The organism is Limimaricola pyoseonensis, assembly GCF_900102015.1.
In the GTDB taxonomy this organism is placed as follows: Bacteria; Pseudomonadota; Alphaproteobacteria; order Rhodobacterales; family Rhodobacteraceae; genus Limimaricola; species Limimaricola pyoseonensis.
On the sequence record NZ_FNAT01000003.1, the window covers coordinates 1 to 21894 of the forward strand.

Annotated in this window: 23 protein-coding genes; 13 read left to right on the top strand and 10 right to left on the bottom strand. The window is 70.0% G+C overall.

The features are described from left to right. Together BLT43_RS07485 and BLT43_RS07490 are read right to left on the bottom strand one after the other, a co-directional pair. Nucleotides 1-116: GTP-binding protein (locus BLT43_RS07485; protein ID WP_165612566.1), on the bottom strand; the 116-nt coding region annotated here is incomplete at its 3' end. 171 nt (nucleotides 117-287) lie between these two features. Next, entirely contained in the window at nucleotides 288-2612 is a 2325-nt protein-coding gene (locus BLT43_RS07490) for a DNA topoisomerase IV subunit A (RefSeq protein ID WP_090111559.1), read from the bottom strand. Between the two features lie 118 nt (nucleotides 2613-2730). Here BLT43_RS07490 and BLT43_RS07495 point away from each other — a divergent pair, with 118 nt between their 5' ends. The 8 genes from BLT43_RS07495 to BLT43_RS07530 all read left to right on the top strand — a co-directional run bounded on the left by BLT43_RS07495 (nucleotide 2731) and on the right by BLT43_RS07530 (nucleotide 9437). After that, entirely contained in the window at nucleotides 2731-3246 is a 516-nt protein-coding gene (locus BLT43_RS07495) for an SH3 domain-containing protein (RefSeq protein WP_090111561.1), read from the top strand. A 98-nt stretch (nucleotides 3247-3344) separates the two neighbouring features. Next, nucleotides 3345-4175: an SDR family oxidoreductase gene (locus BLT43_RS07500; protein WP_090111563.1), complete on the top strand. Its 831-nt coding sequence runs from the start codon at nucleotides 3345-3347 to the stop codon at nucleotides 4173-4175. Between the two features lie 73 nt (nucleotides 4176-4248). Then, a complete protein-coding gene (locus BLT43_RS07505) occupies nucleotides 4249-4452 on the top strand; it encodes a twin transmembrane helix small protein (RefSeq protein ID WP_090111564.1) in 204 nt (67 codons plus the stop codon). After that, entirely contained in the window at nucleotides 4452-5024 is a 573-nt protein-coding gene (locus BLT43_RS07510; protein ID WP_090111566.1) for a cob(I)yrinic acid a,c-diamide adenosyltransferase, read from the top strand. Before BLT43_RS07505 ends, BLT43_RS07510 begins: the two co-directional genes overlap by 1 nt. Nucleotides 5025-5277: 253 nt before the next feature. After that, complete coding sequence (gene rpsO / locus BLT43_RS07515) at nucleotides 5278-5547, top strand: 30S ribosomal protein S15 (RefSeq protein ID WP_090111568.1); 270 nt, start codon at nucleotides 5278-5280, stop codon at nucleotides 5545-5547. 184 nt (nucleotides 5548-5731) lie between these two features. Further along, nucleotides 5732-7867: a polyribonucleotide nucleotidyltransferase gene (gene pnp / locus BLT43_RS07520; RefSeq protein ID WP_090111570.1), complete on the top strand. Its 2136-nt coding sequence runs from the start codon at nucleotides 5732-5734 to the stop codon at nucleotides 7865-7867. A gap of 212 nt (nucleotides 7868-8079) precedes the next feature. Beyond that, nucleotides 8080-8742, top strand: coding sequence for a hypothetical protein (locus BLT43_RS07525; protein WP_090111572.1), 663 nt, complete (start codon nucleotides 8080-8082; stop codon nucleotides 8740-8742). A gap of 134 nt (nucleotides 8743-8876) precedes the next feature. Then, nucleotides 8877-9437, top strand: coding sequence for a L,D-transpeptidase (locus BLT43_RS07530; protein ID WP_090111574.1), 561 nt, complete (start codon nucleotides 8877-8879; stop codon nucleotides 9435-9437). 33 nt (nucleotides 9438-9470) lie between these two features. On the opposite strand, the gene BLT43_RS07535 is transcribed toward BLT43_RS07530, so the two are convergent. Continuing rightward, nucleotides 9471-10124, bottom strand: coding sequence for a peroxiredoxin (locus BLT43_RS07535; RefSeq protein WP_090111575.1), 654 nt, complete (start codon nucleotides 10122-10124; stop codon nucleotides 9471-9473). 118 nt (nucleotides 10125-10242) lie between these two features. On the opposite strand from BLT43_RS07535, the gene BLT43_RS07540 reads away from it, so the two are divergent. From BLT43_RS07540 to BLT43_RS07550, 3 genes are all read left to right on the top strand, one after another. Next, the gene (locus BLT43_RS07540; protein WP_090111577.1) at nucleotides 10243-11691 is read left to right on the top strand and encodes an aldehyde dehydrogenase family protein; all 1449 of its coding nucleotides are present in this window, start codon (nucleotides 10243-10245) and stop codon (nucleotides 11689-11691) included. A gap of 145 nt (nucleotides 11692-11836) precedes the next feature. Continuing rightward, nucleotides 11837-12769, top strand: coding sequence for a ring-cleaving dioxygenase (locus BLT43_RS07545; protein ID WP_090111579.1), 933 nt, complete (start codon nucleotides 11837-11839; stop codon nucleotides 12767-12769). Nucleotides 12770-12771: 2 nt separating this feature from the next. Beyond that, nucleotides 12772-13377, top strand: a complete 606-nt coding sequence (locus tag BLT43_RS07550; protein WP_090111581.1) for an alpha/beta hydrolase — start codon at nucleotides 12772-12774, stop codon at nucleotides 13375-13377. Here BLT43_RS07550 and BLT43_RS07555 read toward each other — a convergent pair. The 4 genes from BLT43_RS07555 to hspQ all read right to left on the bottom strand — a co-directional run bounded on the left by BLT43_RS07555 (nucleotide 13374) and on the right by hspQ (nucleotide 15559). Beyond that, entirely contained in the window at nucleotides 13374-14033 is a 660-nt protein-coding gene (locus BLT43_RS07555) for an RluA family pseudouridine synthase (RefSeq protein ID WP_090111583.1), read from the bottom strand. The two genes, BLT43_RS07550 and BLT43_RS07555, sit on opposite strands and share 4 nt — an antisense overlap. Beyond that, entirely contained in the window at nucleotides 14017-14592 is a 576-nt protein-coding gene (locus tag BLT43_RS07560; RefSeq protein ID WP_090111584.1) for a helix-turn-helix domain-containing protein, read from the bottom strand. Before BLT43_RS07560 ends, BLT43_RS07555 begins: the two co-directional genes overlap by 17 nt. Nucleotides 14593-14680: 88 nt before the next feature. Then, nucleotides 14681-15148, bottom strand: a complete 468-nt coding sequence (locus BLT43_RS07565) for a GAF domain-containing protein (protein ID WP_090111585.1) — start codon at nucleotides 15146-15148, stop codon at nucleotides 14681-14683. 84 nt (nucleotides 15149-15232) lie between these two features. Next, nucleotides 15233-15559 carry a heat shock protein HspQ gene (gene hspQ, locus BLT43_RS07570; protein ID WP_090111587.1) on the bottom strand — a complete coding sequence of 109 codons (327 nt, stop codon included), beginning with the start codon at nucleotides 15557-15559 and terminating at the stop codon, nucleotides 15233-15235. An 83-nt stretch (nucleotides 15560-15642) separates the two neighbouring features. On the opposite strand from hspQ, the gene BLT43_RS07575 reads away from it, so the two are divergent. Together BLT43_RS07575 and BLT43_RS07580 are read left to right on the top strand one after the other, a co-directional pair. Next, entirely contained in the window at nucleotides 15643-16527 is an 885-nt protein-coding gene (locus BLT43_RS07575; RefSeq protein WP_090111589.1) for an AEC family transporter, read from the top strand. A gap of 96 nt (nucleotides 16528-16623) precedes the next feature. Then, a complete protein-coding gene (locus BLT43_RS07580; RefSeq protein WP_165612568.1) occupies nucleotides 16624-17208 on the top strand; it encodes a transglycosylase SLT domain-containing protein in 585 nt (194 codons plus the stop codon). A 3-nt stretch (nucleotides 17209-17211) separates the two neighbouring features. Here the strand turns inward: BLT43_RS07580 and BLT43_RS18890 are convergent, their stop codons facing one another. The 3 genes from BLT43_RS18890 to BLT43_RS07590 form a co-directional block, all read right to left on the bottom strand. After that, the gene (locus BLT43_RS18890; protein WP_131802633.1) at nucleotides 17212-17415 is read right to left on the bottom strand and encodes a hypothetical protein; all 204 of its coding nucleotides are present in this window, start codon (nucleotides 17413-17415) and stop codon (nucleotides 17212-17214) included. 105 nt (nucleotides 17416-17520) lie between these two features. Continuing rightward, nucleotides 17521-18126, bottom strand: a complete 606-nt coding sequence (locus BLT43_RS07585; protein ID WP_090111592.1) for a LolA family protein — start codon at nucleotides 18124-18126, stop codon at nucleotides 17521-17523. Between the two features lie 200 nt (nucleotides 18127-18326). Then, a complete protein-coding gene (locus BLT43_RS07590; RefSeq protein ID WP_090111594.1) occupies nucleotides 18327-21884 on the bottom strand; it encodes a DNA translocase FtsK in 3558 nt (1185 codons plus the stop codon). Nucleotides 21885-21894 lie beyond the last annotated feature (10 nt).

Sequence of the window (21894 nt, forward strand, 5' to 3'; positions counted from 1 at the left end):
AAGTCACCGAAGTACTTGGTGATCGCCGCGGTCAGCGTGGTCTTGCCGTGGTCGACGTGACCGACGGTGCCGATGTTCACATGCGGTTTCGTGCGTTCAAACTTAGCCTTTGCCATCTGCGCTGGCGCCTCGCGTGTTCGGGGGCCCTCCGGCCCGGTTCGACATCGCGGGCGATGTATTGGCATCGGCAAGGGAAATCAAGCACAGAAGCAGGGGCGCGGCCCGCGCCACGCCCCTGCCCCCGCATCTGCGCCTGCATCCGCGCCAGCCGAACCGGCCGCGCCGCCTCAGGTGAAGCGGTTGTCGCGCGGGAAGCCGCGCGGCGCCATACGGCCGGCGGTGGCGCGCTTGGCGGTCCAGTCGGTGAGGTCGCTCTCGGTGCGGGTGCGCCCGGCCGGGTCCTTCCACGACAGCCCCGCCTCCAGCACGAAGGTGGTGGCATCCGACATCCCGCCATCCTTGTACTTCTGCAGCCGCACCCCCTTGCCGCGGGTCATCTCGGGCAGCTCGTCGAGCGGGAAGACCAGCACCTTGCGATTGTCGCCGACCACCGCCACCGCGTCGCCCGTGACCGGCTTGCAGATCTTCGCCACCACGTCGTCCTTGACGTTGAGCACCTGCTTACCGGCGCGGGTCTGGGCCACGACCTCGTCCTCGTTGACGATGAAGCCGTCGCCGGCCGAGGAGGCGACGAGCAGCCGCCGCTCGGGGCGGTAGAGATGCAGCGCCACGATCTGCGCCTCGTTCGGCAGGTCGACCATCAGCCGGAGCGGCTCGCCCATGCCGCGCCCGCCGGGCAGGTTGGTGGCCGAGACGGTGTAGAACCGCCCGTTCGAGCCGAAGACCAGGATCCGGTCGGTGGTCTCGGCGTGGATCACGAAGCGGCCCTTGTCGCCGTCCTTGAACTTCAGCTCGCTGTCGAGCGCGATGTGGCCCTTCATCGCCCGGATCCAGCCCATCTCCGAGCAGACGATGGTGATCGGCTCGCGCTCGATCATCGCCTCGATCGGCACGTCGGGGATCTCGGTGCCCTCGGCGAAGCCGGTGCGCCGGTCGCCGCCGGGCGTGCCGTGGCCCATCAGCTTGCGGGTCTCGCGCAGCTGGCCGGCGATCGACTTCCACTGCAGCTCTTCCGAGGCCAGGAGATCCTCGAGCCCGGCGCGCTCCTGCATCAGGGCGTCCTGCTCCTTGAGAAGCTCCATCTCCTCGAGGCGGCGCAAGCTGCGCAGCCGCATGTTGAGGATCGATTCGGCCTGCAGCTCGGTCAGCCCGCCGCCGCCCAAGCTCTCGGTGAGGGGCGAAACGTAGTCGCGCTCGGAGATCGCGCGCACATGGTCGCGGTCCCAGTCCTCGGCCATCAGCGCCTGCTTGGGCTGGTCGTCGTAGCGGATGATGTCGATCACCCGGTCGAGGTTGAGGAAGGCGGTGATCAGGCCCTCGAGCACCTCGAGCCGGTGGTCGATCTTCTCCAGACGGTGCTGCGAGCGGCGCTGCAGCACGTCGCGCCGGTGGTCGAGGAAGGCGCGCAGCACCTCCTTGAGCGAGCAGACCTTCGGCGTCAGCCCGTCGACCAGCACGTTCATGTTGAGCCCGAAGCGGATCTCGAGATCGCTGTTCTTGAACAGCATCCCCATCATCATCTCGGGCTCGACCGTCTTGGCGCGCGGCTCGAGCACGATGCGCACGTCCTCGGCACTCTCGTCGCGCACGTCGGCCAGCAGCGGGATCTTGCGGGTCTGGATCAGCTCGGCGATCCGCTCGATCAGCTTCGACTTCTGCACCTGGTAGGGGATCTCGGTGACCACCACCTGCCACTGGCCGCGGCCCAGCTCCTCGACCTCCCAGCGCGCGCGCAGCCGGAAGCTGCCGCGCCCGGTGCGGTAGGCCTGCAGGATGTTCTCGCGCGGCTCGACCAGCACGCCCCCCGTGGGGAAGTCCGGCCCCGGCACGAGATCCACCAGCTTCTCGTCCGAGACACCGGGGGTCTTGATCATGTAGAGGCAGGCCTCGATCAGCTCGTGCAGGTTGTGCGGCGGGATGTTGGTGGCCATGCCAACCGCGATGCCCGACGCGCCGTTGGCGAGAAGGTTCGGGAAGGCGGCGGGCAGCACGACCGGCTCTTCGAGCGTGCCGTCGTAATTGGCGCGGTAGTCGACCGCGTTCTCCGCGAGCCCCTCCATCAGCGCCTCGGCGGCCGGCGTCAGCCGCGCCTCGGTGTAGCGCGCGGCGGCCGGGTTGTCGCCGTCGATGTTGCCGAAGTTGCCCTGCCCGTCCACGAGCGGGTAGCGCACCGCGAAATCCTGCGCGAGGCGGGCCATCGCGTCGTAGATCGCCGCGTCGCCATGCGGGTGGTAGTTGCCCATCACGTCGCCGGAGATCTTGGCCGACTTCCGGAAACCGCCCGAGGAGGACAGCTTCAGCTCGCGCATCGCGTAAAGGATGCGGCGATGCACCGGCTTCAGACCGTCGCGGGCGTCGGGCAGCGCGCGGTTCATGATCGTGGAGAGCGCGTAGCTCAGATAGCGCTCGCCGATGGCGCGGCGCAGCGGCTCGGTGAGGTCCGGCAGGCCCGCTTCGGGCACCGGATCGAGATCGTCGGTGGTGTCGGACATGGAAAGGCTCTCTAGCGGCGGGAACCATCGGCGTAAAGCCGCGGTTAAGGAGACACGAGGTCAGCAAGAACTCGCATAGTTTTCGGTCGCGGTAATCCGAGCAGAACAAGAGGTTGTCATGAAACACGTTCTCGGTATCTCAGCCACCTTTCTCCTGCTCGGCGTCGGATATTACCAGATGTCCGGCGGCGCCGACTTCAAACCGCAGACCATGGCCATGGCGGCACAGGTCGAGGCCGACAAGCCCGATATCCTGGCCCGCGGCGATGTCGAGCGCACCGAATCCGGCATTCCCGTCACCGCCATGCGCGAGTTTCCCGAAAACGTCGAGCTGATCTCCGCGAGCTTCATGCCCAAGCCCGCCGCCGAGCCGGAACCCGCCGAGACGGCGGAGCAGACCGCCGCCGCCGCCCCCGCCGCGAGCGATGCGCCGCTCGATCTGCGGCTGATCGCGGGCGACTGGGTCAACATGCGGCAGGGTCCCGGCACCTCGCACTCGGTGCTCGACACGCTGCCGCGCGGCACCGAGGCCAAGGTGCTCGAGAGCGCCGGCGGCTGGGCCCGGATCGAGATCACGGCGACCGGCGAGACCGGCTGGATGTCCGAGCGGCTGCTCGCCCCCGCAGAGGGCTGAGCCACCGCGTCTGCTGCGACGTCCCCGAAGGCGCCGCCCCCACCCCGGGCGGCGTCTTTTTCGTTGCGGGGCCGCGCCGGGCGGGCCATCAGGCGGGGATGGACACGCGACGCACCCTGCTGATCACCGGCTGCTCCTCGGGCATCGGCCTCGACGCCGCCCGCGGCCTGCGCGAGCGGGGCTGGCGGGTCCTCGCCTCCTGCCGGCAGGAGGCCGATTGCGACCGGCTGCGCGCGGAGGGGTTCGAGGCGCCGCGGCTCGACTACGCCGACCCCGACAGCGTCGCCGCCGGCCTCGCGGAAGTCTTGGAGGCGACCGGCGGGCGGCTCGACGCGCTCTACAACAACGGCGCCTTCGCCTGCCCCGGCGCGCTCGAGGACCTGCCGCGCGAAGCGCTGTCGGAGATCTTCGAGACCAACCTCTTCGGCTGGCACGACCTGACCCGCCGCGTCATCCCGGTGATGCGGGCGCAGGGGCACGGGCGGATCGTCAACTGCTCCTCGGTGCTGGGCCTCGTCGGCGTGAAGTGGCGCGGCGCCTATGTCGCGACCAAGTTCGCGCTTGAGGGGCTGACGGACGTGCTGCGCCTCGAGATGGCCGGCACCGGCATCCATGTCGCGCTGATCGAGCCCGGCCCCGTCACCTCGCGCATCCGCGCCAACTCGATCCCGCATTTCGAGCGCTGGATCGACTGGAAGCGCTCGGCCCGGCGCGAGGAGTACGAGGGCCTGCTGCACCGGCTCTACGAGGAGCGCGCGCCCGACCGCTTCGAGCTGCCGCCCTCGGCGGTGACCGCCAAGCTGGTCCACGCGCTCGAAGCCCGGCGGCCGCGGCCGCGCTACTACGTCACCACGCCCACCTACCTCTCCGGCACGCTGAAGCGGCTCCTGCCCACCCGCGCGCTCGACCGGGTGGTGGCGCGCGGCTGAGGGCGCGACAGGACGTCCGCTTTCCTTCCCCCCGCTTTCGGCTAGATCGGGGCGCAATCGAGAAAGGCCCGACATGCTTCAAGACCCCTTGCTGCTACTGGTCATCTTCGCCGCGCTGATCGTGCTGGCGATCCTGCTCTTCGGGATCGGCACCTTCGGCAAGGGCGGCGAGTTCAACCGCAAATACGCCAACAAGATCATGCGCTGGCGCATCGGCGCGCAGTTCATCGCGGTGCTGTTGATCCTGCTTTACGTCTATCTGAGGGGAACGGGCTGATGGTCGTGCTGAACCGCATCTACACCCGCACCGGCGACAAGGGCGAAACCGCTCTGGGCAACGGCACGCGGGTGCCGAAGGAAAGCCTGCGGGTCGAGGCCTACGGCACGGTCGACGAGGTGAACGCCGCGATCGGGCTGGCCCGCCAGCATGCCGAAGGCGAGGCCGACGCCGCGCTGGGCCGCATCCAGAACGACCTGTTCGACCTCGGCGCCGACATGTGCCGCCCCGATCCCGAGAAGGACCATGAGGCCAAGCACCCGGTGCTGCGCATGGTCGAGGCCCAGACCGAGCGGCTGGAGCGCGAGATCGACGCGATGAACGACGCGCTCGAGCCGCTGCGCTCCTTCGTGCTGCCGGGCGGCTCGCCGCTTGCCGCGCACATGCATCACTGCCGCACCGTGTCGCGCCGGGCCGAGCGGCTCGCCGTGGCGCTGGCGCGCGAGGAGGCGGTGAACGAGCACGCGCTGCGCTATCTCAACCGGCTGTCGGACTGGTTCTTCGTCGCGGCGCGCATCGCCAATGACGACGGCCGCTCGGACGTGCTCTGGCAGCCCGGCGCCAACCGCTGATCCGGCCCTGACCGCGGGGGCGTTCGCGCCGGCCCCCGCCGTCGCCCCGGCGGCCTCGCCGCGCCCCGGATCATGCCGCCGGGACCGATCGCCGCGCCCCCCGCGGCGGCGGCACAAGGCGCTTTCCTTTCGGGCCATTTTCTCCTATGTGCACGCATCCGTCGCCCTCACGGGGGGCGGATGCTCCATGGGCCTGAGCTGGACGACATCCCGGCCTGCGCCATGCCACACCGACATTATGAAGGAGACCCCGATGTCGATCACTGCCGAAGAAAAAGCCCGCGTCATGAAGGACTTCGCCGTCAAGGACGGCGACACCGGTTCGCCGGAGGTGCAGGTCGCGATCCTGACCAACCGCATCGCCACCCTGACCGAGCACTTCAAGACGCACACCAAGGACAACCACGGCCGCCGCGGCCTGCTCAAGCTGGTGGCGCGTCGCCGCAAGCTGCTCGACTACGTCAAGGGCAAGGACGTGCAGCGCTATCAGGACCTGATCGGTCGCCTCGGCATCCGCCGCTGAATGTTCAGGGACCGCGCCACGGCGCGGTCCCTTTCGTATCCGGGATGGCGCGGACCAGGCTCGCCCCGCGCCACGGAAAATACCCAGAGCCAGGGGCATCCGGCCCCTCCGCAACCCGCCCCCGGGGACTGTACGCACGAAGGGGGGCACAAGGGCCCGAAGGCGGGCCAGAATGGAAAAGACGATGTTTCACAATGTGAAAAAATCGATCCAGTGGGGCGAAGAGACCCTGACGCTGGAAACCGGCAAGGTCGCGCGCCAGGCCGACGGCTCGGTCATCGCCACGCTGGGCGAGACCTCGGTGATGGCCAACGTCACCTTCGCCAAGGCGCCGAAGCCGGGTCAGGACTTCTTCCCCCTGACCGTCCACTACCAGGAAAAATACTACGCCGCCGGCAAGATCCCGGGCGGCTTCTTCAAGCGCGAGGCGCGCCCGACCGAGAAGGAGACGCTGACCGCGCGCCTGATCGACCGGCCGATCCGCCCGCTGTTCGTGCCGGGCTTCAAGAACGAAGTGCTCGTGATGTGCACCGTTCTCAGCCACGACCTCGTCAACGACCCCGACATCGTCGCGATGATCGCGGCCTCGGCCGCGCTGACCATCTCGGGCGCGCCCTTCATGGGCCCGATCGCCGGCGCCCGCGTCGGCTACACCGATGGCGAGTACGTGCTGAACCCGACCATCGACGACCTGCAGGACATCCGCACCAACCCCGAGCAGCGCCTCGACCTCGTGGTCGCCGGCACCAAGGACGCGGTGATGATGGTCGAATCGGAGGCCTACGAGCTGACCGAGGCCGAGATGCTGGGCGCGGTGAACTTCGCGCACGAGCAGATCCAGCCGGTGATCGACCTGATCATCGACCTCGCCGAGGAGACCGCCAAGGAGCCCTTCGACTTCACGCCCCCGGACTACGCGGCGCTCTACGACGCCGTGAAGGCCGCCGGCGAGGAGAAGATGCGCGCCGCCTTCGCGATCACCGACAAGCAGGAGCGCACCGCCGCCGTGGCGAACGCCCGCGAGGAGATCAAGGCGCAGCTCACCGAGGAGCAGCTCGAGGACGCCAATCTCGGCTCGGCGCTGAAGAAGCTCGAATCGACCGTGCTGCGCGGTGACGTGGTCAAGAACGGCCGCCGCATCGACGGCCGCGCGCTCGACCAGGTCCGCCCGATCGTGGCCGAGACCGGCATGCTGCCGCGCACCCACGGCTCGGCGCTGTTCACCCGCGGCGAGACCCAGGCGCTGGTCGTGACCACGCTGGGCACCGGTGATGACGAGCAGTTCATCGACGCGCTGCACGGCAACTTCAAATCGAACTTCCTGCTGCACTACAACTTCCCCCCCTACTCGGTGGGCGAAGTGGGCCGCGTCGGCTCCCCGGGCCGTCGCGAGATCGGCCATGGCAAGCTCGCCTGGCGGGCGCTGCAGGCGGTGCTGCCGGCGGCGACCGACTTCCCCTACACCATCCGCCTGGTCTCCGAGATCACCGAGTCGAACGGCTCGTCCTCGATGGCCTCGGTCTGCGGCGGCTCGCTCGCCATGATGGATGCGGGCGTGCCGCTCAAGGGCGCGGTCGCCGGCGTGGCGATGGGCCTGGTGCTGGAAGATGACGGCTCCTACGCCGTGCTGACCGACATCCTGGGCGACGAGGACCACCTCGGCGACATGGACTTCAAGGTCGCCGGCACCGAGAACGGCATCACCTCGCTGCAGATGGACATCAAGGTCGCGGGCATCACCCCCGAGATCATGGAGAAGGCGCTGGCGCAGGCCAAGGACGGCCGGATGCACATCCTGGGCGAGATGAACAAGGCGCTCTCCGGCGCCGCGGAATTCTCGGTCCACGCCCCGCGCATCGAGACCATGCAGATCCCGACCGACAAGATCCGCGAAGTGATCGGCTCGGGCGGCAAGGTGATCCGCGAGATCGTCGAGGTCTCGGGCGCCAAGGTCGACATCAACGACGACGGCGTGATCAAGATCGCCTCCGCCAACGGCGAAGCGATCCAGAAGGCCTACGACATGATCTACTCGATCGTGGCCGAGCCGGAAGAGGGCAAGGTCTACAAGGGCACCGTCGTGAAGCTCGTCGATTTCGGCGCCTTCGTGAACTTCTTCGGCAAGCGCGACGGCCTCGTGCATGTCAGCCAGATCGAGAACCGCCGCCTGAACCACCCCTCCGACGTGCTGAAGGAAGGCCAGGAGGTCTGGGTCAAGCTTCTGGGCTTCGACGACCGCGGCAAGGTGCGCCTGTCGATGAAGGTGGTCGACCAGGAGACCGGCGAGGAGATCGCCAAGGAGGGCGCGCAGGCCGAGTGAGGCCCGCCGCCAGCCGCAGATCACAGGAAAGGGCCCCGGCGATGCCGGGGCCCTTTTTCGTTGCCGCCATGCCGGATCCGGGCCGACGCCGCAGCGCGGCGAATTCGCCACACGGAATTGTGACCAATCCGTGGCCCATCTCCTTTCGGTTGCAGGGCACCTTCACCAAAGTACAGATGTCCTTGCACAACCAGCAAGGACACCTGCCCCCCATGATCCGTTTCGCCCTCCTCGCCCCGCTCGCCTTCGCCGTCGCGGGGCCCGCCGCCGCCCAATCCCTCGAAGGCGCGGCCTTCGGCGCGGGCGTCTCGAGCCTCGGCCTCTATGCCTCGGGCAGCTACGAGGTGATGCCGAAGCTGCGTCTGCGCGGCGTCGTGGCCGGCGCGCCGGACCTCCAGTACGAGGGCGACGAGGACGAGGCCGGCACCGAGATCACCCTCGACGGCAATTTCGTGAGCGTCGCGGCGCTGGCCGACTACTTCCCCTATGCCAACGGCTTCCGCGTCAGCGGCGGGGTGTTCTTCCTCGCCGAGAACACGCTCGACGGCACCGGCAGCGGCTTCGAGGCCGATGACGGCACCAGCTACGACGCCGCCACCGTGACCGCCTCGGCGCGGTTCGAGCAGGACGTCGCCCCGGCGCTGGCCATCGGCTACCAGGGCGGCCTCGGCGGCGGCTGGGGCTTCGAGACCGAGATCGGCGTCATCGCCATCGGCAGCGTCGAGGTCGATCTCGACGGCACCAGCGGCGAAGCCGGCGCGCGCGAGGCGCAGTTCCAGAGCGACCTCGCCGCGGTCGAGGCCGATGCCAACGACATGGGCGAGAGCCTGCCCGTCTGGCCGTGGCTGTCGATCGGTGTGACCTACCGGTTCTGAACTCCGGACTGCATTCCCGGAGAGGCGGCGCGGCAACGCGTCGCCCTTTTTTGCGCGCCCTTAACCCGAATCCCGCCCCGGCATGGAATTCTGCATTCCACGAGACGCCGCAACCGAACCGGAGGGACCCCGACATGTCACTGACGCGCCGCGCCGCCCTTGCGGGCGCCATCGGCCTCGCCGCCGCCCCCGCGCTCGCCGCCCCGAAACGGGTCGTGAAGATCCCGCGCGACTGGCTGCCCACCGAGATCGCGGTGAACCCCGCCCTGCCCGCCGGGCAGATCCATGTCCGGATCGCCGAAAACCGGCTCTATTGGACGCTGGGAGAGGGGCGCGCGATCCGCTACGTCGTGGCGCTGGGCGCGGCCGGGCGCAACTTCTCGGGTAGCGCCGTGGTGGCGCGCAAGGCCGAGTGGCCGTCATGGATGCCGACCGCCAACATGATCCGGCAGGAGCCCGAGGTCTATGGCCGCTTCGCCGGGGGCCTGCCGGGCGGCCACGCGATGAACCCGCTGGGTTCGCGCGCGCTCTACCTCTACCGCGGCGGGCGCGACACCTACTACCGCATCCACGGCACGCCTCAGCCCTGGACCATGGGGCGCAAGTTCTCGTCGGGCTGCGTGCGGCTGATCAACGAGCACGCGGAGCATCTCTACGACCGGGTGCCGGTCGGCACGGTCGTCACGGTCGCCTGAGAAAAGGGCGCCCCGAGGGGCGCCCTTCGAGCCTCACTTCGGCTCCTTGGTCATCCGCAGATAGGGCAGCACGGTCGTGAACTCGCCGAACTTGGCCTTGGCGTCCTCGTCCGAGACGGTGGCGGGAATCACCACGTCCTGGCCCGGCTGCCAGTCGGCCGGCGTCGCCACGCCCTTGCCCACCGAGGTTTTGAGCGCGTCGAGCGCGCGCAGCACCTCGGCGAAGTTGCGGCCCACCGTCATCGGGTAGGTCATCGACAGCTTGAGCTGCTTGTCCGGCCCGATGATGAACACCGCCCGCACCGTGGCGCTGTCGGCGGGAGTGCGGCCCTCGGGCAGATGCGCCTCGGCCGGCAGCATGTCGAAGGCCTTGGACACCTCGAGCCCGTCATCGCCGATGATCGGGAAATCCGGCGCGGCGCCGCCGGCTTTCTCGATGTCCTTCTTCCAGCGCTTGTGGTCCTCGACTCCGTCCACGGAAACGCCGATCACCTTGGTGTCGCGCTTCTTCCACTCGTCCGCGAGCCGGGCCACGGCGCCGAACTCGGTGGTGCAGACCGGTGTGAAGTCCTTCGGGTGGCTGAACAGGATCGTCCACTTGTCGCCGACGAAGTCGTGCAGCTTGTAGCGGCCCTGATCGGTCTCGACCTCGAGATTCGGAATCTCGTCGTTGATGCGCAGTCCCATTTCATCCTCCTGCGACACTGATTACGTGCGGACCATAGGCCCGCGCCGGAGCAGGTGCCACCCGCTTGAAGGTGCCCTGCGCCGGTGACACTCTCCCCGCCAAGACGGAGGACATTCCATGATCGAGAAACGCGACTTCTACATCGACGGGCGCTGGAGCGCGCCCGCACGGCCCCGCGACTGCCAGGTGATCGACCCCTCGACCGAGGAGCCCTGCGCCGTCATCTCGCTGGGCGACCAGGCCGACACCGACGCCGCCGTCGCCGCCGCCAAGCGCGCCCTGCCCGGCTGGCGCGCCACGCCGCCGGCCGAGCGCCGCGCCGTGGTCGAGCGCATCCTCGAACAGTACGAGGCCCGCGAGGAGGATCTCGCCCAGGCGATGAGCCGCGAGATGGGCGCGCCGATCGACCTGGCGCGCAACAGCCAGGCCACCGCGCTGCCCTACCACCTGAAGAACTTCCTGCGCGCCTTCGACGAGGTCGAGTGGCTGCGCCCCCTGGGCGACCACGCCCCCGACACGATGATCTCGATGGAGCCGATCGGCGTGGTCGGGCTGATCACCCCGTGGAACTGGCCGATGAACCAGGTCACGCTGAAGGTGATCCCGGCGCTGCTGGCCGGCTGCACCGTGGTGCTGAAGCCGTCCGAGGAGGCGCCGCTCTCGTCGATCGTCTTCGCCGAGATGCTCGACGCCGCCGGCGTGCCGGCGGGCGTGTTCAACCTCGTCAACGGCGACGGCGCGGGCGTGGGCACGCAGCTTTCCACCCACCCGGATGTCGAGATGATCTCCTTCACCGGCTCGACCCGCGCCGGCAAGGCGATCTCCAAGGCCGCGGCCGAGACGCTCAAGCGCGTGACGCTGGAGCTGGGCGGCAAGGGCGCCAACCTCGTCTTCGCCGATGCCGGCGAAAAGGCGGTGGTGCGCGGCGTGCGGCACTGCATGCAGAACACCGGCCAGTCCTGCAACGCGCCGACCCGGATGCTGGTCGAGCGCGGCTTCTACGACGAGGCGGTCGAGATCGCGGCCCGCACCGCGCAGGAGACCGCCGTGGGCCCGGCAAGCGAGCCCGGCCGGCATATCGGCCCGCTGGTCAACAAGGCGCAGTGGGAGAAGGTACAGGGCCTGATCGAGACCGGCATCAAGGAAGGCGCGCGCCTCGTCGCGGGCGGCCCCGGCCTGCCCGAGGGCGTGAACCGCGGCTTCTTCGTCCGGCCCACCGTCTTCGCCGACGTGACCCGCGACATGACCATCGCCAAGGAAGAGATCTTCGGGCCGGTGCTGTCGATCATGCCCTTCGAGGACGAGGCGGAGGCGATCGAGATCGCCAACGACACGCCCTACGGCCTGACCAACTACGTGCAGTCGGCCGACCCGGCGCGGCGCAACCGGCTGGCGCTGGCGCTGCATTCCGGCATGGTCGAGATGAACGGCAAGCCGCGCGGCGCGGGCGCGCCCTTCGGCGGCGTCAAGCTCTCGGGCCGCGCGCGCGAGGGCGGGGCCTGGGGGCTCGAGGAGTTCCTCGAGGCCAAGGCGATCTCCGGCTGGGGTCTCGACGCCGCCGAGTGATCGAAGGTCCGGGACCGGCAAGGCAAGGGCGGCGCATCGCGTCGCCCTTTTTCGTGCGCCCATGCACGCAATCGGCGCTCTGAGGCGTCTTTTGTGCGCCCGTTCCAGCGCTATCTTTGTCGCGAAGATCAACCGGAGCCGCATCATGCTGAACCAGATCCGGGGCCTGCACCACGTCACCGCCATGGCGTCCGGGGCCCACGCCAACAACGCCTTCTACACCGACACGCTCGGGCTGCGCCGGGTGAAGAAGACCGTCAATTTCGACGCGCCCGACGTCTACCACCTCTACTACGCCGACGAGATCGGCACGCCGGGCACGGTGATGACCTATTTCCCCTTTCCCGACGCCGCGCGCGGCCGTCGCGGCGCGGGCGAGGTCGGGCTGACCGCCTTCTCGGTGCCGAAGGGCAGCCTCGACGCCTGGGCCGAGCGGCTGGAGGGGCGCGGCGTGGCCAACATCGCCCGCGACACCGCTTTCGGCGAGGCGCGGCTGCTGCTCGACGGCCCCGACGGCGAACGCCTCGCGCTGGTCGAGACCGAGGGCGACGACCGCGCGCCCTGGACCGGCGGCGGCGTGGATGCGGCCATCGCCATCCGCGGCTTCCGCGCGGTCGAGATGCTGCTGCGCGACAAGGCCGCCACGGTCGAGCTGCTCGGGTTCATGGGCTACCGCGAGGCCGCAAGCGAAGGCGACACGACCCGCTACGTGGTCGAGGGCGGCAACCCCGCCGACGCGGTCGACATCCGCGTCGACCCGGCCGCGCATCGCGCCGCGCCGGGGGCGGGCTCGGTGCATCACATCGCCTTCGCGGTCGAGAACCGCAAGGTGCAGGCCGAGGTGGCGCAGCGCCTCGCGGAAGCCGGCTGGCCGACCACGCCGCAGATCGACCGCGACTACTTCTTCGCGATCTACTTCCGCAGCCCCGGCGGCGTGCTGTTCGAGATCGCCACCAACGAGCCGGGCTTCGACCGCGACGAGGATCGCGCGCATCTGGGCGAGGCGCTGAAGCTGCCCTCGCAGCACGAGCACCTGCGCGACCGGCTCGAGCGCACGCTCGAGCCGATCGGGGGCTGAGCATGGCCTACCACGCCGCACGTCATGCGGGGGCGCCCGGCGCGCCCCTGCTCATCACCTTCCACGGCACCGGTGGCGACGAGCACCAGTTCCACCGCTTCGGGCAGGAGCTTCTGCCCGGCGCGCATGTCGTCTCGCCGCGCGGCGACGTCAGCGAGGCCGGCGCGCTGCGCTACTTCCGCCGCAAGGGCGAGGGCGTCTACGACATGGAGGACCTCGCCGAGCGCCGCACCGCGATGATCCGCTTCGTCGAAGGCGAAATTTCCCGCAGCGGTGCGGAGCGGGTGATCGGGCTGGGCTATTCCAACGGCGCCAACATCCTCGCCGCCATGGCGATGATGCGGCCCGACCTCTTCACCGACCTGGCACTCCTGCACCCGCTGATCCCGTGGCGGCCCGAGCCGCAGCCGGGCCTCTCCGGGCGCCGCGTTCTCGTCACCGCGGGCGAGCGCGACCCGATCTGCCCGGCGCCGCAGACCACCGAGCTGATCGACTGGTTCGAGATGCAGGGCATGGAGGTGACGACCGCCTGGCATCCCGGCGGCCACGAGGTCCGGCCGGCCGAGATCGAGGCGCTGCGCGCCTTCCTGGCCGGGGGTCCGGCCTAGAACGGCGCCTTGGCGGTAAAGCGCATGCCCTTGCCGCCATCGGGGTGGCGCAGCTGCAGCGTCTCGGAATGCAGCATCAGGCGCGGGAAGTCCCGCGCCGCGCCCTCGGCGTAGAACGGATCGCCGAGGATCGGGTGGCCGAGCGCCAGCATGTGCACCCTGAGCTGGTGGCTGCGCCCGGTCTTCGGCATCAGCCGCACCCGGCTCTCGGCATCCGAGGCGCGCACCACGCGCCAATCCGTCACCGCGGCCCGGCCGTTCTCGTGGTCGACCATCTGGCGCGGCCGGTTCGGCCAGTCGACGATCAGCGGCAGGTCGACCGTGCCGCGCGCGGGCTCGAGCCGGCCCCAGACCCGCGCCACGTAGGTCTTCTTGGTCTGCCGCTTCTCGAACTGCAGGCCGAGATGGCGCTGGGCGTGCGGCGAAAGCGCGAAGACCATCACGCCCGAGGTGTCGCGGTCGAGCCGGTGCACCAGCAGCGCGGTCGGGAAGGCCTCCTGCACCCGCGCCATCAGGCAGTCGGACAGGTGCTCGCCCTTGCCCGGCACCGACAGAAGGCCCGAGGGCTTGTCGACGACCACGATCTCGTGGTCGGCATGGATCACCGAAAGGGGGTCGGTCGGCGGGTCGTAGGCGGCGTCAGTCGGCGGGGTCATCCGGCAGCGGTGCCAGCACCCAGATCAGCACGCAAGGGGTGTCGTGCGGGTTGAGCCAGCTTTGGCTCTCGCCCCGGTTCACGAAACTGTCGCCGGCGGCCACCGAATGCGCCCGCCCGCCGATCCGGATCTCGGCCGCGCCGCTGATCACGTAGCCGATCTCGAGCCGGTGCCAGTCGGTCGGCCGGTCCGAGACCGAGTTCGGCATCAGCACGCTGCGATACACCTCGATGCCGCCCACCACCGGCGCCAGCAGGTCGTCGGTCGCCCCGGTGTTGTCGGCATAGAGGATGCGGCGCTGCTCGGGGCGCAGAACGTCCTGCCTCTCGTCCATGGTGGTGCCGTTGCGGAACAGCTGCGCCAGCGGCATGTCGAGGGCCCGCGCGATGGCCACGAGATCGGCGTAGCCGGGGTGGGAGCGTCCGCGCTCCACCTGGCTGATCCAGCCGGTGGAGCGACCGATGAGTGCGGCGAGATCCGCGATCCGCATTCCGCGGGCCTGCCTGTGCCGCCGCAGATCGGCCCCCAGGCTCCCGCCATCCGGCGACTGGTCATGCATACAAAAACCCTGGCCTTAAGTACAGGTCACAACGTCTTCTGGCCAGAATCCCCGGAGATGCGCAATCACCGGACTCGTTTCTCGGCCATCACGGTTGCGATTGTACCTTGGCAAACACGGTTTGCAGAAGATCTTCCAGGAATGCCGCGTCCGTCGCGTCGAAGGCGTCGGGGCGGTCGCTGTCGATGTCGAGCACGCCGATCACGGCACCGCCGGCATCGCGCACCGGCAGCACCAGTTCGGAGCGGGTCGAGGAGGAGCAGGCGATATGGCCGGGAAACGCCTCGACATCCGGCACCAGCTGGGTTTCGCCGGTCCGTGCCGCGGCCCCGCACACGCCGCGATCGAACGGGATCACGAGGCAGCCATGGCCGCCCTGATAGGGGCCGATCTTCAGCAGGCCGGGCTCCGTGACGCGGTAGAAGCCGGTCCAGTCGAAGCGGTCATCGGCGTGGTGCAGCTCGCAGGCCATGGTGGCCATCAGCGCCACGGCATCGGTTTCGCCCTCGGTCAGGGCGACGATTCGCGCGCGCAACTCGTCTCTGGGAAGTGTCATGGGGTCTCCGGAGCGGATGGATTCGCCCCGTTCTCGCGCCGTCCGAGCCCGACCGCAAGCCGGGACCGGGGGCCGCCCACGGGCTCAGTTCAGCTGGACCTGCAGCGGGTAGTGGCCGTCCTCGAACGGGCCGAAGAGGTCGTCGAGATCGGGGTGGTCGACCGGCTCGCCGGAATGGTCGGCCACGAGATTCTGTTCGGAAACATAGGCCACGTAGTAGCTCTGCTCGTTCTCGGCGAGCAGGTGGTAATAGGGCTGCTGCTTGTGCGGCCGGCTGTCCTCGGGGATCGCCTGATACCATTCCTCGGTGTTCGAGAAGGTCGCATCGACATCGAACACCACGCCGCGGAACGGATGATTGCGGTGGCGCACCACCTGACCGAGGGCATATTTCGCGCGCGTCTTCAGCATGGCAGACCATCCTTTCCACCAGTATTACCCGCAACGCCCCCTACAGGTCCATGCGGGGGGGTCAAGATGGGGAGAAACAGTCCGTGAACCTTGCCCTGACAGTGCTGGAGATCACCGCGCCCGTCTTCCTGCTCGGCCTGATCGGCTATGTCTGGGTGCGGCTGGGCTTCGCCTACGACATCCCCTTCGTCACCCGCCTGACCATGACGGTCTCGATCCCCTGCCTGATCTTCGTGGCCCTCATGCAGACCGAGATCGAGCCCGCCGCGCTGGCCGGCCTCTCGATGGCCGCCTTCGCGAGCTACGCCGCGCTGTCGCTGCTGTTCCTCGCGGTGCTGGCGCTCGGACGGCTGGACCTGCCGACCTATCTGGCACCGCTCATCTTCGGCAACACCGGCAATCTCGGCCTGCCTCTGGCGCTCTTCGCCTTCGGCGAGGAGGGGTTCGGCTACGCGGTGGTGGTCTTCGCGGTGATGGCGATCGGCTCCTTCACCTTCGGGATCTGGCTGGTCGCCGGGCGCGGCTCGCTCGGCCGGGTGCTGCGCGAGCCCTTGGTCTGGGGCACGCTCGGCGGCGCGCTGTTCCTGTGGCAGGGCTGGCAGACGCCGCGATTCGTCACCAACACGCTCGATCTCGTGGGGCAGATGGCGATCCCCTTGATGCTGGTGACGCTGGGCGTGGCGGTGGCGCGGCTGCGGCCGGGGATGCTGGCCCGGGCGAGCCTGCTGTCGGCGATCAAGGTGCTGGCCTGCGCGCTGATCGCGGCGGCGGCGGGGGCGGCCTTCGGCCTCGGCCCCGTGGCCTTCGCGGTGCTGGTGCTGCAGATCTCCACGCCGGTGGCCGTCACCTCCTACCTGCTGGCCGAGAAATACGGCGCCGACGCGCAGGCGGTGGCCGGGCTCGTGGTGGCCTCGACCCTGATGTCGGTGGTCGCTTTGCCGCTCATCCTGGCAATCGTGATCGCCTGAGCCCCCGCCCCCTGTTCCCAGCCCGCGCGGCTTCGGCTAGGCTCGCCTCAAACGCGGGTGGCAAACCCGCGAAAAAACCAGAAACGCGAGGGGCAGATGAGCAGACTCTTTCGCACCATGATTCTGCTGGCGTTGCTGGCGAGCTGCGGGCCGCGCGACTTCGCCGCCCCGCGCGAGCTGGACGACGCCTGCAGCATCGTGCGCCAGCATCCCGACTACCTGCGGGCCTTCAAGAAGACCGAGCGCAAATGGGGCGTGCCGGTCCCGGTCCAGATGGCGATCATCTACCAGGAGAGCAAGTTCGTCGGCAACGCGCGCACGCCGTTCCAGTGGAAGCTCGGCGTGATACCGGTGGGGCGGCAATCCTCGGCCTATGGCTACAGCCAGGCGCTCGACGGCACCTGGGAGGAGTATCTCGAGCAGGAAGGCGGCTGGCGGCACAAGCGCGACAACATCCACCACGCCACCAACTTCATGGGCTGGTACATGACCGGCACCCAGCGCGAGCTGGGCATCCCGCTCTACGACACGCGCAACCAGTACCTCGCCTATCACGACGGGCGCGCGGGCTTCCGGCGCGGCACCTGGAAGTCCAAGGGCTGGCTGATCGACGTCTCCGACAAGCTGGCGCGGCGCACGCTGCTCTACGACAGCCAGCTGCGCGCCTGCGGCAAGCGCTGAGCCTCACCGCTCGGGCGGCCTGCGCGGTCGCTCGCGACCGCGCAGCAACCCCGTCCAGTAGAGGCAGCGGGCGGCCGTGACGCCCCAGCCCGCCGGCAGCCCGGAGATGCGCGGCACCGGACCCCGGACCGGCGGGTCCGGCCCGGCATCCTCGGGTGGCGACATCCGCCACGGCGGCCGCGGCGGCTCGGTGAGATCCCGGGCCATGACACATCTCGTAGAAAGGGCCGCCCGGCTGGGGCGGCCCTTTCAGCATGCGGCCGGAAGGCGGATGTGGAAACTCGCCCTTGGGATGTAGGCCGTTGGGTCAGCTCACCAGTCGCTCATCTCGGCCTGGATGTTGAACTGCCGGTCGGAGATCCCGACCCCGGAACGCAGGTCGTTCAGCACCACGGTGGTCTTCTGCCCGGCATCGTCGGTCACCACCCATTGCCGCAGCTCGACCGGGTCGGCGGTGAAGACCATCTGGATCGAGCCCATCTCGGCCCGGGCCGGGTCCTGCGCGGTCACCGTGGTGGTGGTGCCGTCGGAGGTGTGGCCGGTCACCATCCCGGCGCGGCCGAGATCGACGTTGCGCTCGAGGATGATGCTGAGCGGGGTCTGGTTGAGCGGGTAGCGCTCGGGTCCGGTGTTGGAGCGGGCGTCGAACACCGCCACCTGCCCGCCGCCGGCGATCATCATCGAGCGGTCGCCGGCATATTCGAAGCGGATTCGGCCGGGGCGCTTGATGTACATCTGCCCGGTCTGGATCGAGCCGTCGCCGTTGATCTGGGTGAAGCCCGCGGTCCCGGTCTGCAGCTGGTTGAGGTAGCTGGAGATCTCGCCCAGCGAAAGCTGCCGCGCCAGCGCCGGCTGCGCCGCCAGCGCGAGACCGGCGGCGGCGAGGGAGGCGAGGAAGCTGCGTCGGATCATGGTCATTCTCGCTTGGTCCTTAGTGTTGCGGCCCCGGAACGGGCCCTCGGTACTCGATATAGGACCGGCATGGCCGATTGTCCGCCGCTAGGCGATATCGCGCCCGCCGCAAGCCGATGACCGGGCCATGAAAAGCCCCCTGCCCGGCGGGGCAGGGGGCTTAAGCCCTTGAAATCACGCGAGGGGGAAGCCCCCTCACGGCGACGTCAATGCGGTTCGGGCACCAGCACCTCGCGCTTGCCCACGTGGTTGGCGGCCGAGACCACGCCCTGGTCCTCCATCTGTTCGACCAGCCGTGCCGCCTTGTTGTAGCCGATCGCCAGCTTGCGCTGGATGTAGGAGGTCGAGCATTTGCGGTCCTTGGCGACGATCTGCACCGCCTGGTCGTAGAGCGCGTCCTCGCCGTCCGAGCCGGAGGTCGATGAGCCGCCGCCCGACAGGCCGAGCACCGCGTCGATGTCGCTGCTCTTCTCCTCGTCGGGTCCCTCGATCACGCCGCCGACATAGTCCGGCGGGCCGAAGCCCTTGAGGTAGGTGACGATCTCCTCGACCTCCTCGTCCGAGCAGAACGGGCCATGCAGGCGGGTGATGCGCGAGCCGCCCGCCATGTAGAGCATGTCGCCCATGCCAAGGAGCTGTTCGGCCCCCTGCTCGCCCAGGATGGTGCGGCTGTCGATCTTCGAGGTGACCGAGAAGGAGATCCGGGTCGGGAAGTTGGCCTTGATGGTACCGGTGATGACGTCGACCGAGGGGCGCTGCGTGGCCATGATCAGGTGGATTCCGCTCGCCCGCGCCATCTGCGCCAGCCGCTGGATGCAGGCCTCGATCTCCTTGCCCGCCACCATCATCAGGTCGGCCATCTCGTCGACGATGACGACGATGTAGGGCAGAAGCTCGGGCTGGAACTCCTCGGTCTCGAAGATCGGGTCGCCGGTCTCGTCGTCGAAGCCGGTCTGCACGGTGCGCGAGAACATCTCGCCCTTCGACAGCGCCTCCTTCACCCGGCCGTTGTAGCCGTCGATGTTGCGCACGCCCATCTTCGACATCTTGCGATAGCGCTCCTCCATCTCGCCCACGACCCATTTCAGGGCGACGACCGCCTTCTTGGGGTCGGTCACGACGGGCGAGAGCAGGTGCGGGATGCCGTCATAGACGCTGAGTTCCAGCATCTTCGGGTCGATCATGATCAGCCGGCATTCCTCGGGCGTCAGCTTGTAGAGCAGCGACAGGATCATGGTGTTGATCGCCACCGACTTGCCCGAGCCGGTGGTGCCGGCGATCAGCAGGTGGGGCATCTTGGCGAGGTTGGCGATCACCGGCTCGCCGCCGATATCCTTGCCGAGCGCCAAGGGCAGCTTCATCTGCTGGTCCGAGTAGTCGCGCGCCGAGAGGATCTCGCGCAGCACCACCATCTCGCGGTTGGAATTGGGCAGCTCGATGCCGATCACCGAGCGGCCCGGCACGGTCGAGACCCGCGCCGAGAGCGCCGTCATTGAGCGCGCGATGTCGTCGGCGAGGCCGATCACCCGGCTGGCCTTGAGGCCCGGCGCGGGCTCGAGTTCGTACATCGTCACCACCGGGCCGGGGCGGACGCTGACGATCTCGCCCTTCACGCCGTAATCCTCGAGCACGCCCTCGAGCCGGCGGGCGTTCTCCTCGAGCTGCGCGTCGGGCAGGTGATGGCGCTGGATCGAACCCGGATCGGCCAGAAGGTCGATCGGCGGGTACTCGTAGTCCGGCCAGCTCTGCGCCGGTACCTCGGGCGCGGCGCGCGGCGCCTCGGCGGGCTGCGGCGCGGCACGGTTCACCGCCGCCGGGGCGTCCGGGGCCTCCGTGGCGCGCGGCTGCGGCGCCTGCGGGGCCGGCTGGGGGGCGGGCTGGGCGGCCGGGGCGGGCTGCGGCCGCGATGCCTCGGGCGCGGGCACGCGCGGCGCGGGTGCGGCGGGCTCGGCCCGCTGCGCCACCAGCGGCGCGGCGGCGCGCGGCGCGACGGGCGCCGCCGGGGCGGGCTGCGGCGCGGGCTCGGCTTCGGGCTCCGGCTCGGCCCATTCGGCATCGAGATCGGCGGCCGCGTCCCAGTCCGACTGCGGCTCGCCCCAGTTTTCCTCGGCGGCCGCGAAGGCCGCGTCGGGGGCGTAGTGCTCCTCGGCCTGCGGCTCCTCGATCAGCGTCTCCTCGGGGGCCGGGGGCGTGCCGAACAGGTCGTGCCCCGGCGCCGCGTCGCGGCTCAGGGGCGGCTCGGCGCGCGGCGGCTCGGCGGCGGCGCGCGGTGCGCCGACCAGCGCCTGGCCGGCCGCGGCCAGCCCCGCGCCCGCGGCGGCGAGACCGGCCCCCGCGACGGTGCGCGGCGTCTTGGAGATCATCAGCGGCTTGGGGCCGCGGCCCTGCGTCAGCGAGGGCTCGATCCGGCCGTTCTGGAACGGCGGCATCGCCGCGCCCGACCCGGTGCGCGCGCGGATCGCGTCCGAGATGCGCGAGCGGATCCGGTCGTCATCGGGCCGCTCGGCGCGGGCGGCGGCGGCGGTGAGCGGCGGCTCGGGCAGCTCGGCCTGCGGCAGGCCGCGCGGCTCGGCGCGCGTCTCGGTGCGCCGCAGCACCCGCGACAGCAGCCCGCCCGCGGGCTCCTCGGCCCGGTCCGGGCGCGGCGGCGCGGCCAGGGTGCTCGGCGGTGCCGGCGGCAGGCGGCGGGCGGGGGCCTCGACGGCCTCCTCCGGCTCGTACGGCTCCTCGGCCCAGTCGAGATCCTCCTCGATCGGCTCGGGCGCGGGCGGCATGGCGGCGCGCCGCACCAGGCCCTGGCCCGGCGGCGGCGGTGGCGGCATCCGCGGCGCGGCGGGGGCGGGCTCGGCCTCCCAGCCATCGTCGATCAGCGCATCGTCCTCGGCCTCGGCCTTCGGGGCGGGGGCCATCGCGGCGCTGGCCGCGGCGAGGCGGCGGGCGGCGGAGGCGCGCACCGCGGCGGCCACGCGCTGGGCCTGGCTCGGCTCGGGCACGGCGCGCATCGCGGCCTCTTCCTCGTCCTGCCAGGCGCGGTCGCGCCGCATCTGGTCGCGCCGGGCCTCGATCCCGTCGCCGATCCGGGCGCGCAGCACGTCGGCGGCGCGCATCGACACCGAGGCGCCCCGGCCCATCAGCCGCAGGCCGAGCGCATAGGCGAAGACCAGCCCCAGAAGCAGCAGGCGGCCAAGCCCGCGGGTTTCGTCGCGGGTGAAGCCGGTCACGAAGGCCCCGGCCGCCAGCACGCCCAGGCCCAGCAGCATCGCCAGCAGGTTCACCGCGAAGCCCGCACCGAAGGGCAGCATGGTCAGCAGCACGCCCAGCACCGTGTCGCCGAACAGACCGCCCAGCCCGAAGCTGTGGCTCCAGCCGTCCGGCGGGGTAAGCGTGGCGCAAAACACCGCCGCGAGCGCGACCACCATCGGCGCGAACATCAGCCGCGAGACCGCCTTCTCGTCACCGCGGTGCAGCGCCAGGCGCGCGCCCCAGACCAGGAAGACCAGCGGCAGCATCCACGCGCCGCGGCCGACGATCATCACGATCGGCTGCGCCACCGAGGCGCCGAAGCGGCCGAGCCAGTTCTGCACCGGCGCGTCGGAGGCCAGCATCCAGTTCGGATCGTCGGGGTGGTAGGAGCCGATCAGCATCGCCACCATCAGTCCGACCGCGATCAGCGCCAGGCCGAGCAGCTCCTTGCCGCGCTTTTCCAGCGCCGCCTGCATGTTGCTGTCGAGCAAAGGCTCGCGCCCCCTCGTCTGATACGCCATCGTCCCCTCG

Excerpts from the sequence above, each read along its gene's own strand:
- BLT43_RS07490 (WP_090111559.1), bottom strand. The coding sequence starts at position 2,612 with ATGTCCGACACCACCGACGATCTCGATCCGGTGCCCGAAGCGGGCCTG.
- BLT43_RS07495 (WP_090111561.1), top strand. The coding sequence starts at position 2,731 with ATGAAACACGTTCTCGGTATCTCAGCCACCTTTCTCCTGCTCGGCGTC.
- BLT43_RS07500 (WP_090111563.1), top strand. The coding sequence starts at position 3,345 with ATGGACACGCGACGCACCCTGCTGATCACCGGCTGCTCCTCGGGCATC.
- BLT43_RS07505 (WP_090111564.1), top strand. The coding sequence starts at position 4,249 with ATGCTTCAAGACCCCTTGCTGCTACTGGTCATCTTCGCCGCGCTGATC.
- BLT43_RS07510 (WP_090111566.1), top strand. The coding sequence starts at position 4,452 with ATGGTCGTGCTGAACCGCATCTACACCCGCACCGGCGACAAGGGCGAA.
- rpsO (WP_090111568.1), top strand. The coding sequence starts at position 5,278 with ATGTCGATCACTGCCGAAGAAAAAGCCCGCGTCATGAAGGACTTCGCC.
- pnp (WP_090111570.1), top strand. The coding sequence starts at position 5,732 with ATGTTTCACAATGTGAAAAAATCGATCCAGTGGGGCGAAGAGACCCTG.
- BLT43_RS07525 (WP_090111572.1), top strand. The coding sequence starts at position 8,080 with ATGATCCGTTTCGCCCTCCTCGCCCCGCTCGCCTTCGCCGTCGCGGGG.
- BLT43_RS07530 (WP_090111574.1), top strand. The coding sequence starts at position 8,877 with ATGTCACTGACGCGCCGCGCCGCCCTTGCGGGCGCCATCGGCCTCGCC.
- BLT43_RS07535 (WP_090111575.1), bottom strand. The coding sequence starts at position 10,124 with ATGGGACTGCGCATCAACGACGAGATTCCGAATCTCGAGGTCGAGACC.
- BLT43_RS07540 (WP_090111577.1), top strand. The coding sequence starts at position 10,243 with ATGATCGAGAAACGCGACTTCTACATCGACGGGCGCTGGAGCGCGCCC.
- BLT43_RS07545 (WP_090111579.1), top strand. The coding sequence starts at position 11,837 with ATGCTGAACCAGATCCGGGGCCTGCACCACGTCACCGCCATGGCGTCC.
- BLT43_RS07550 (WP_090111581.1), top strand. The coding sequence starts at position 12,772 with ATGGCCTACCACGCCGCACGTCATGCGGGGGCGCCCGGCGCGCCCCTG.
- BLT43_RS07555 (WP_090111583.1), bottom strand. The coding sequence starts at position 14,033 with ATGACCCCGCCGACTGACGCCGCCTACGACCCGCCGACCGACCCCCTT.
- BLT43_RS07560 (WP_090111584.1), bottom strand. The coding sequence starts at position 14,592 with ATGCATGACCAGTCGCCGGATGGCGGGAGCCTGGGGGCCGATCTGCGG.
- BLT43_RS07565 (WP_090111585.1), bottom strand. The coding sequence starts at position 15,148 with ATGACACTTCCCAGAGACGAGTTGCGCGCGCGAATCGTCGCCCTGACC.
- hspQ (WP_090111587.1), bottom strand. The coding sequence starts at position 15,559 with ATGCTGAAGACGCGCGCGAAATATGCCCTCGGTCAGGTGGTGCGCCAC.
- BLT43_RS07580 (WP_165612568.1), top strand. The coding sequence starts at position 16,624 with ATGAGCAGACTCTTTCGCACCATGATTCTGCTGGCGTTGCTGGCGAGC.
- BLT43_RS18890 (WP_131802633.1), bottom strand. The coding sequence starts at position 17,415 with ATGGCCCGGGATCTCACCGAGCCGCCGCGGCCGCCGTGGCGGATGTCG.
- BLT43_RS07585 (WP_090111592.1), bottom strand. The coding sequence starts at position 18,126 with ATGACCATGATCCGACGCAGCTTCCTCGCCTCCCTCGCCGCCGCCGGT.
- BLT43_RS07590 (WP_090111594.1), bottom strand. The coding sequence starts at position 21,884 with ATGGCGTATCAGACGAGGGGGCGCGAGCCTTTGCTCGACAGCAACATG.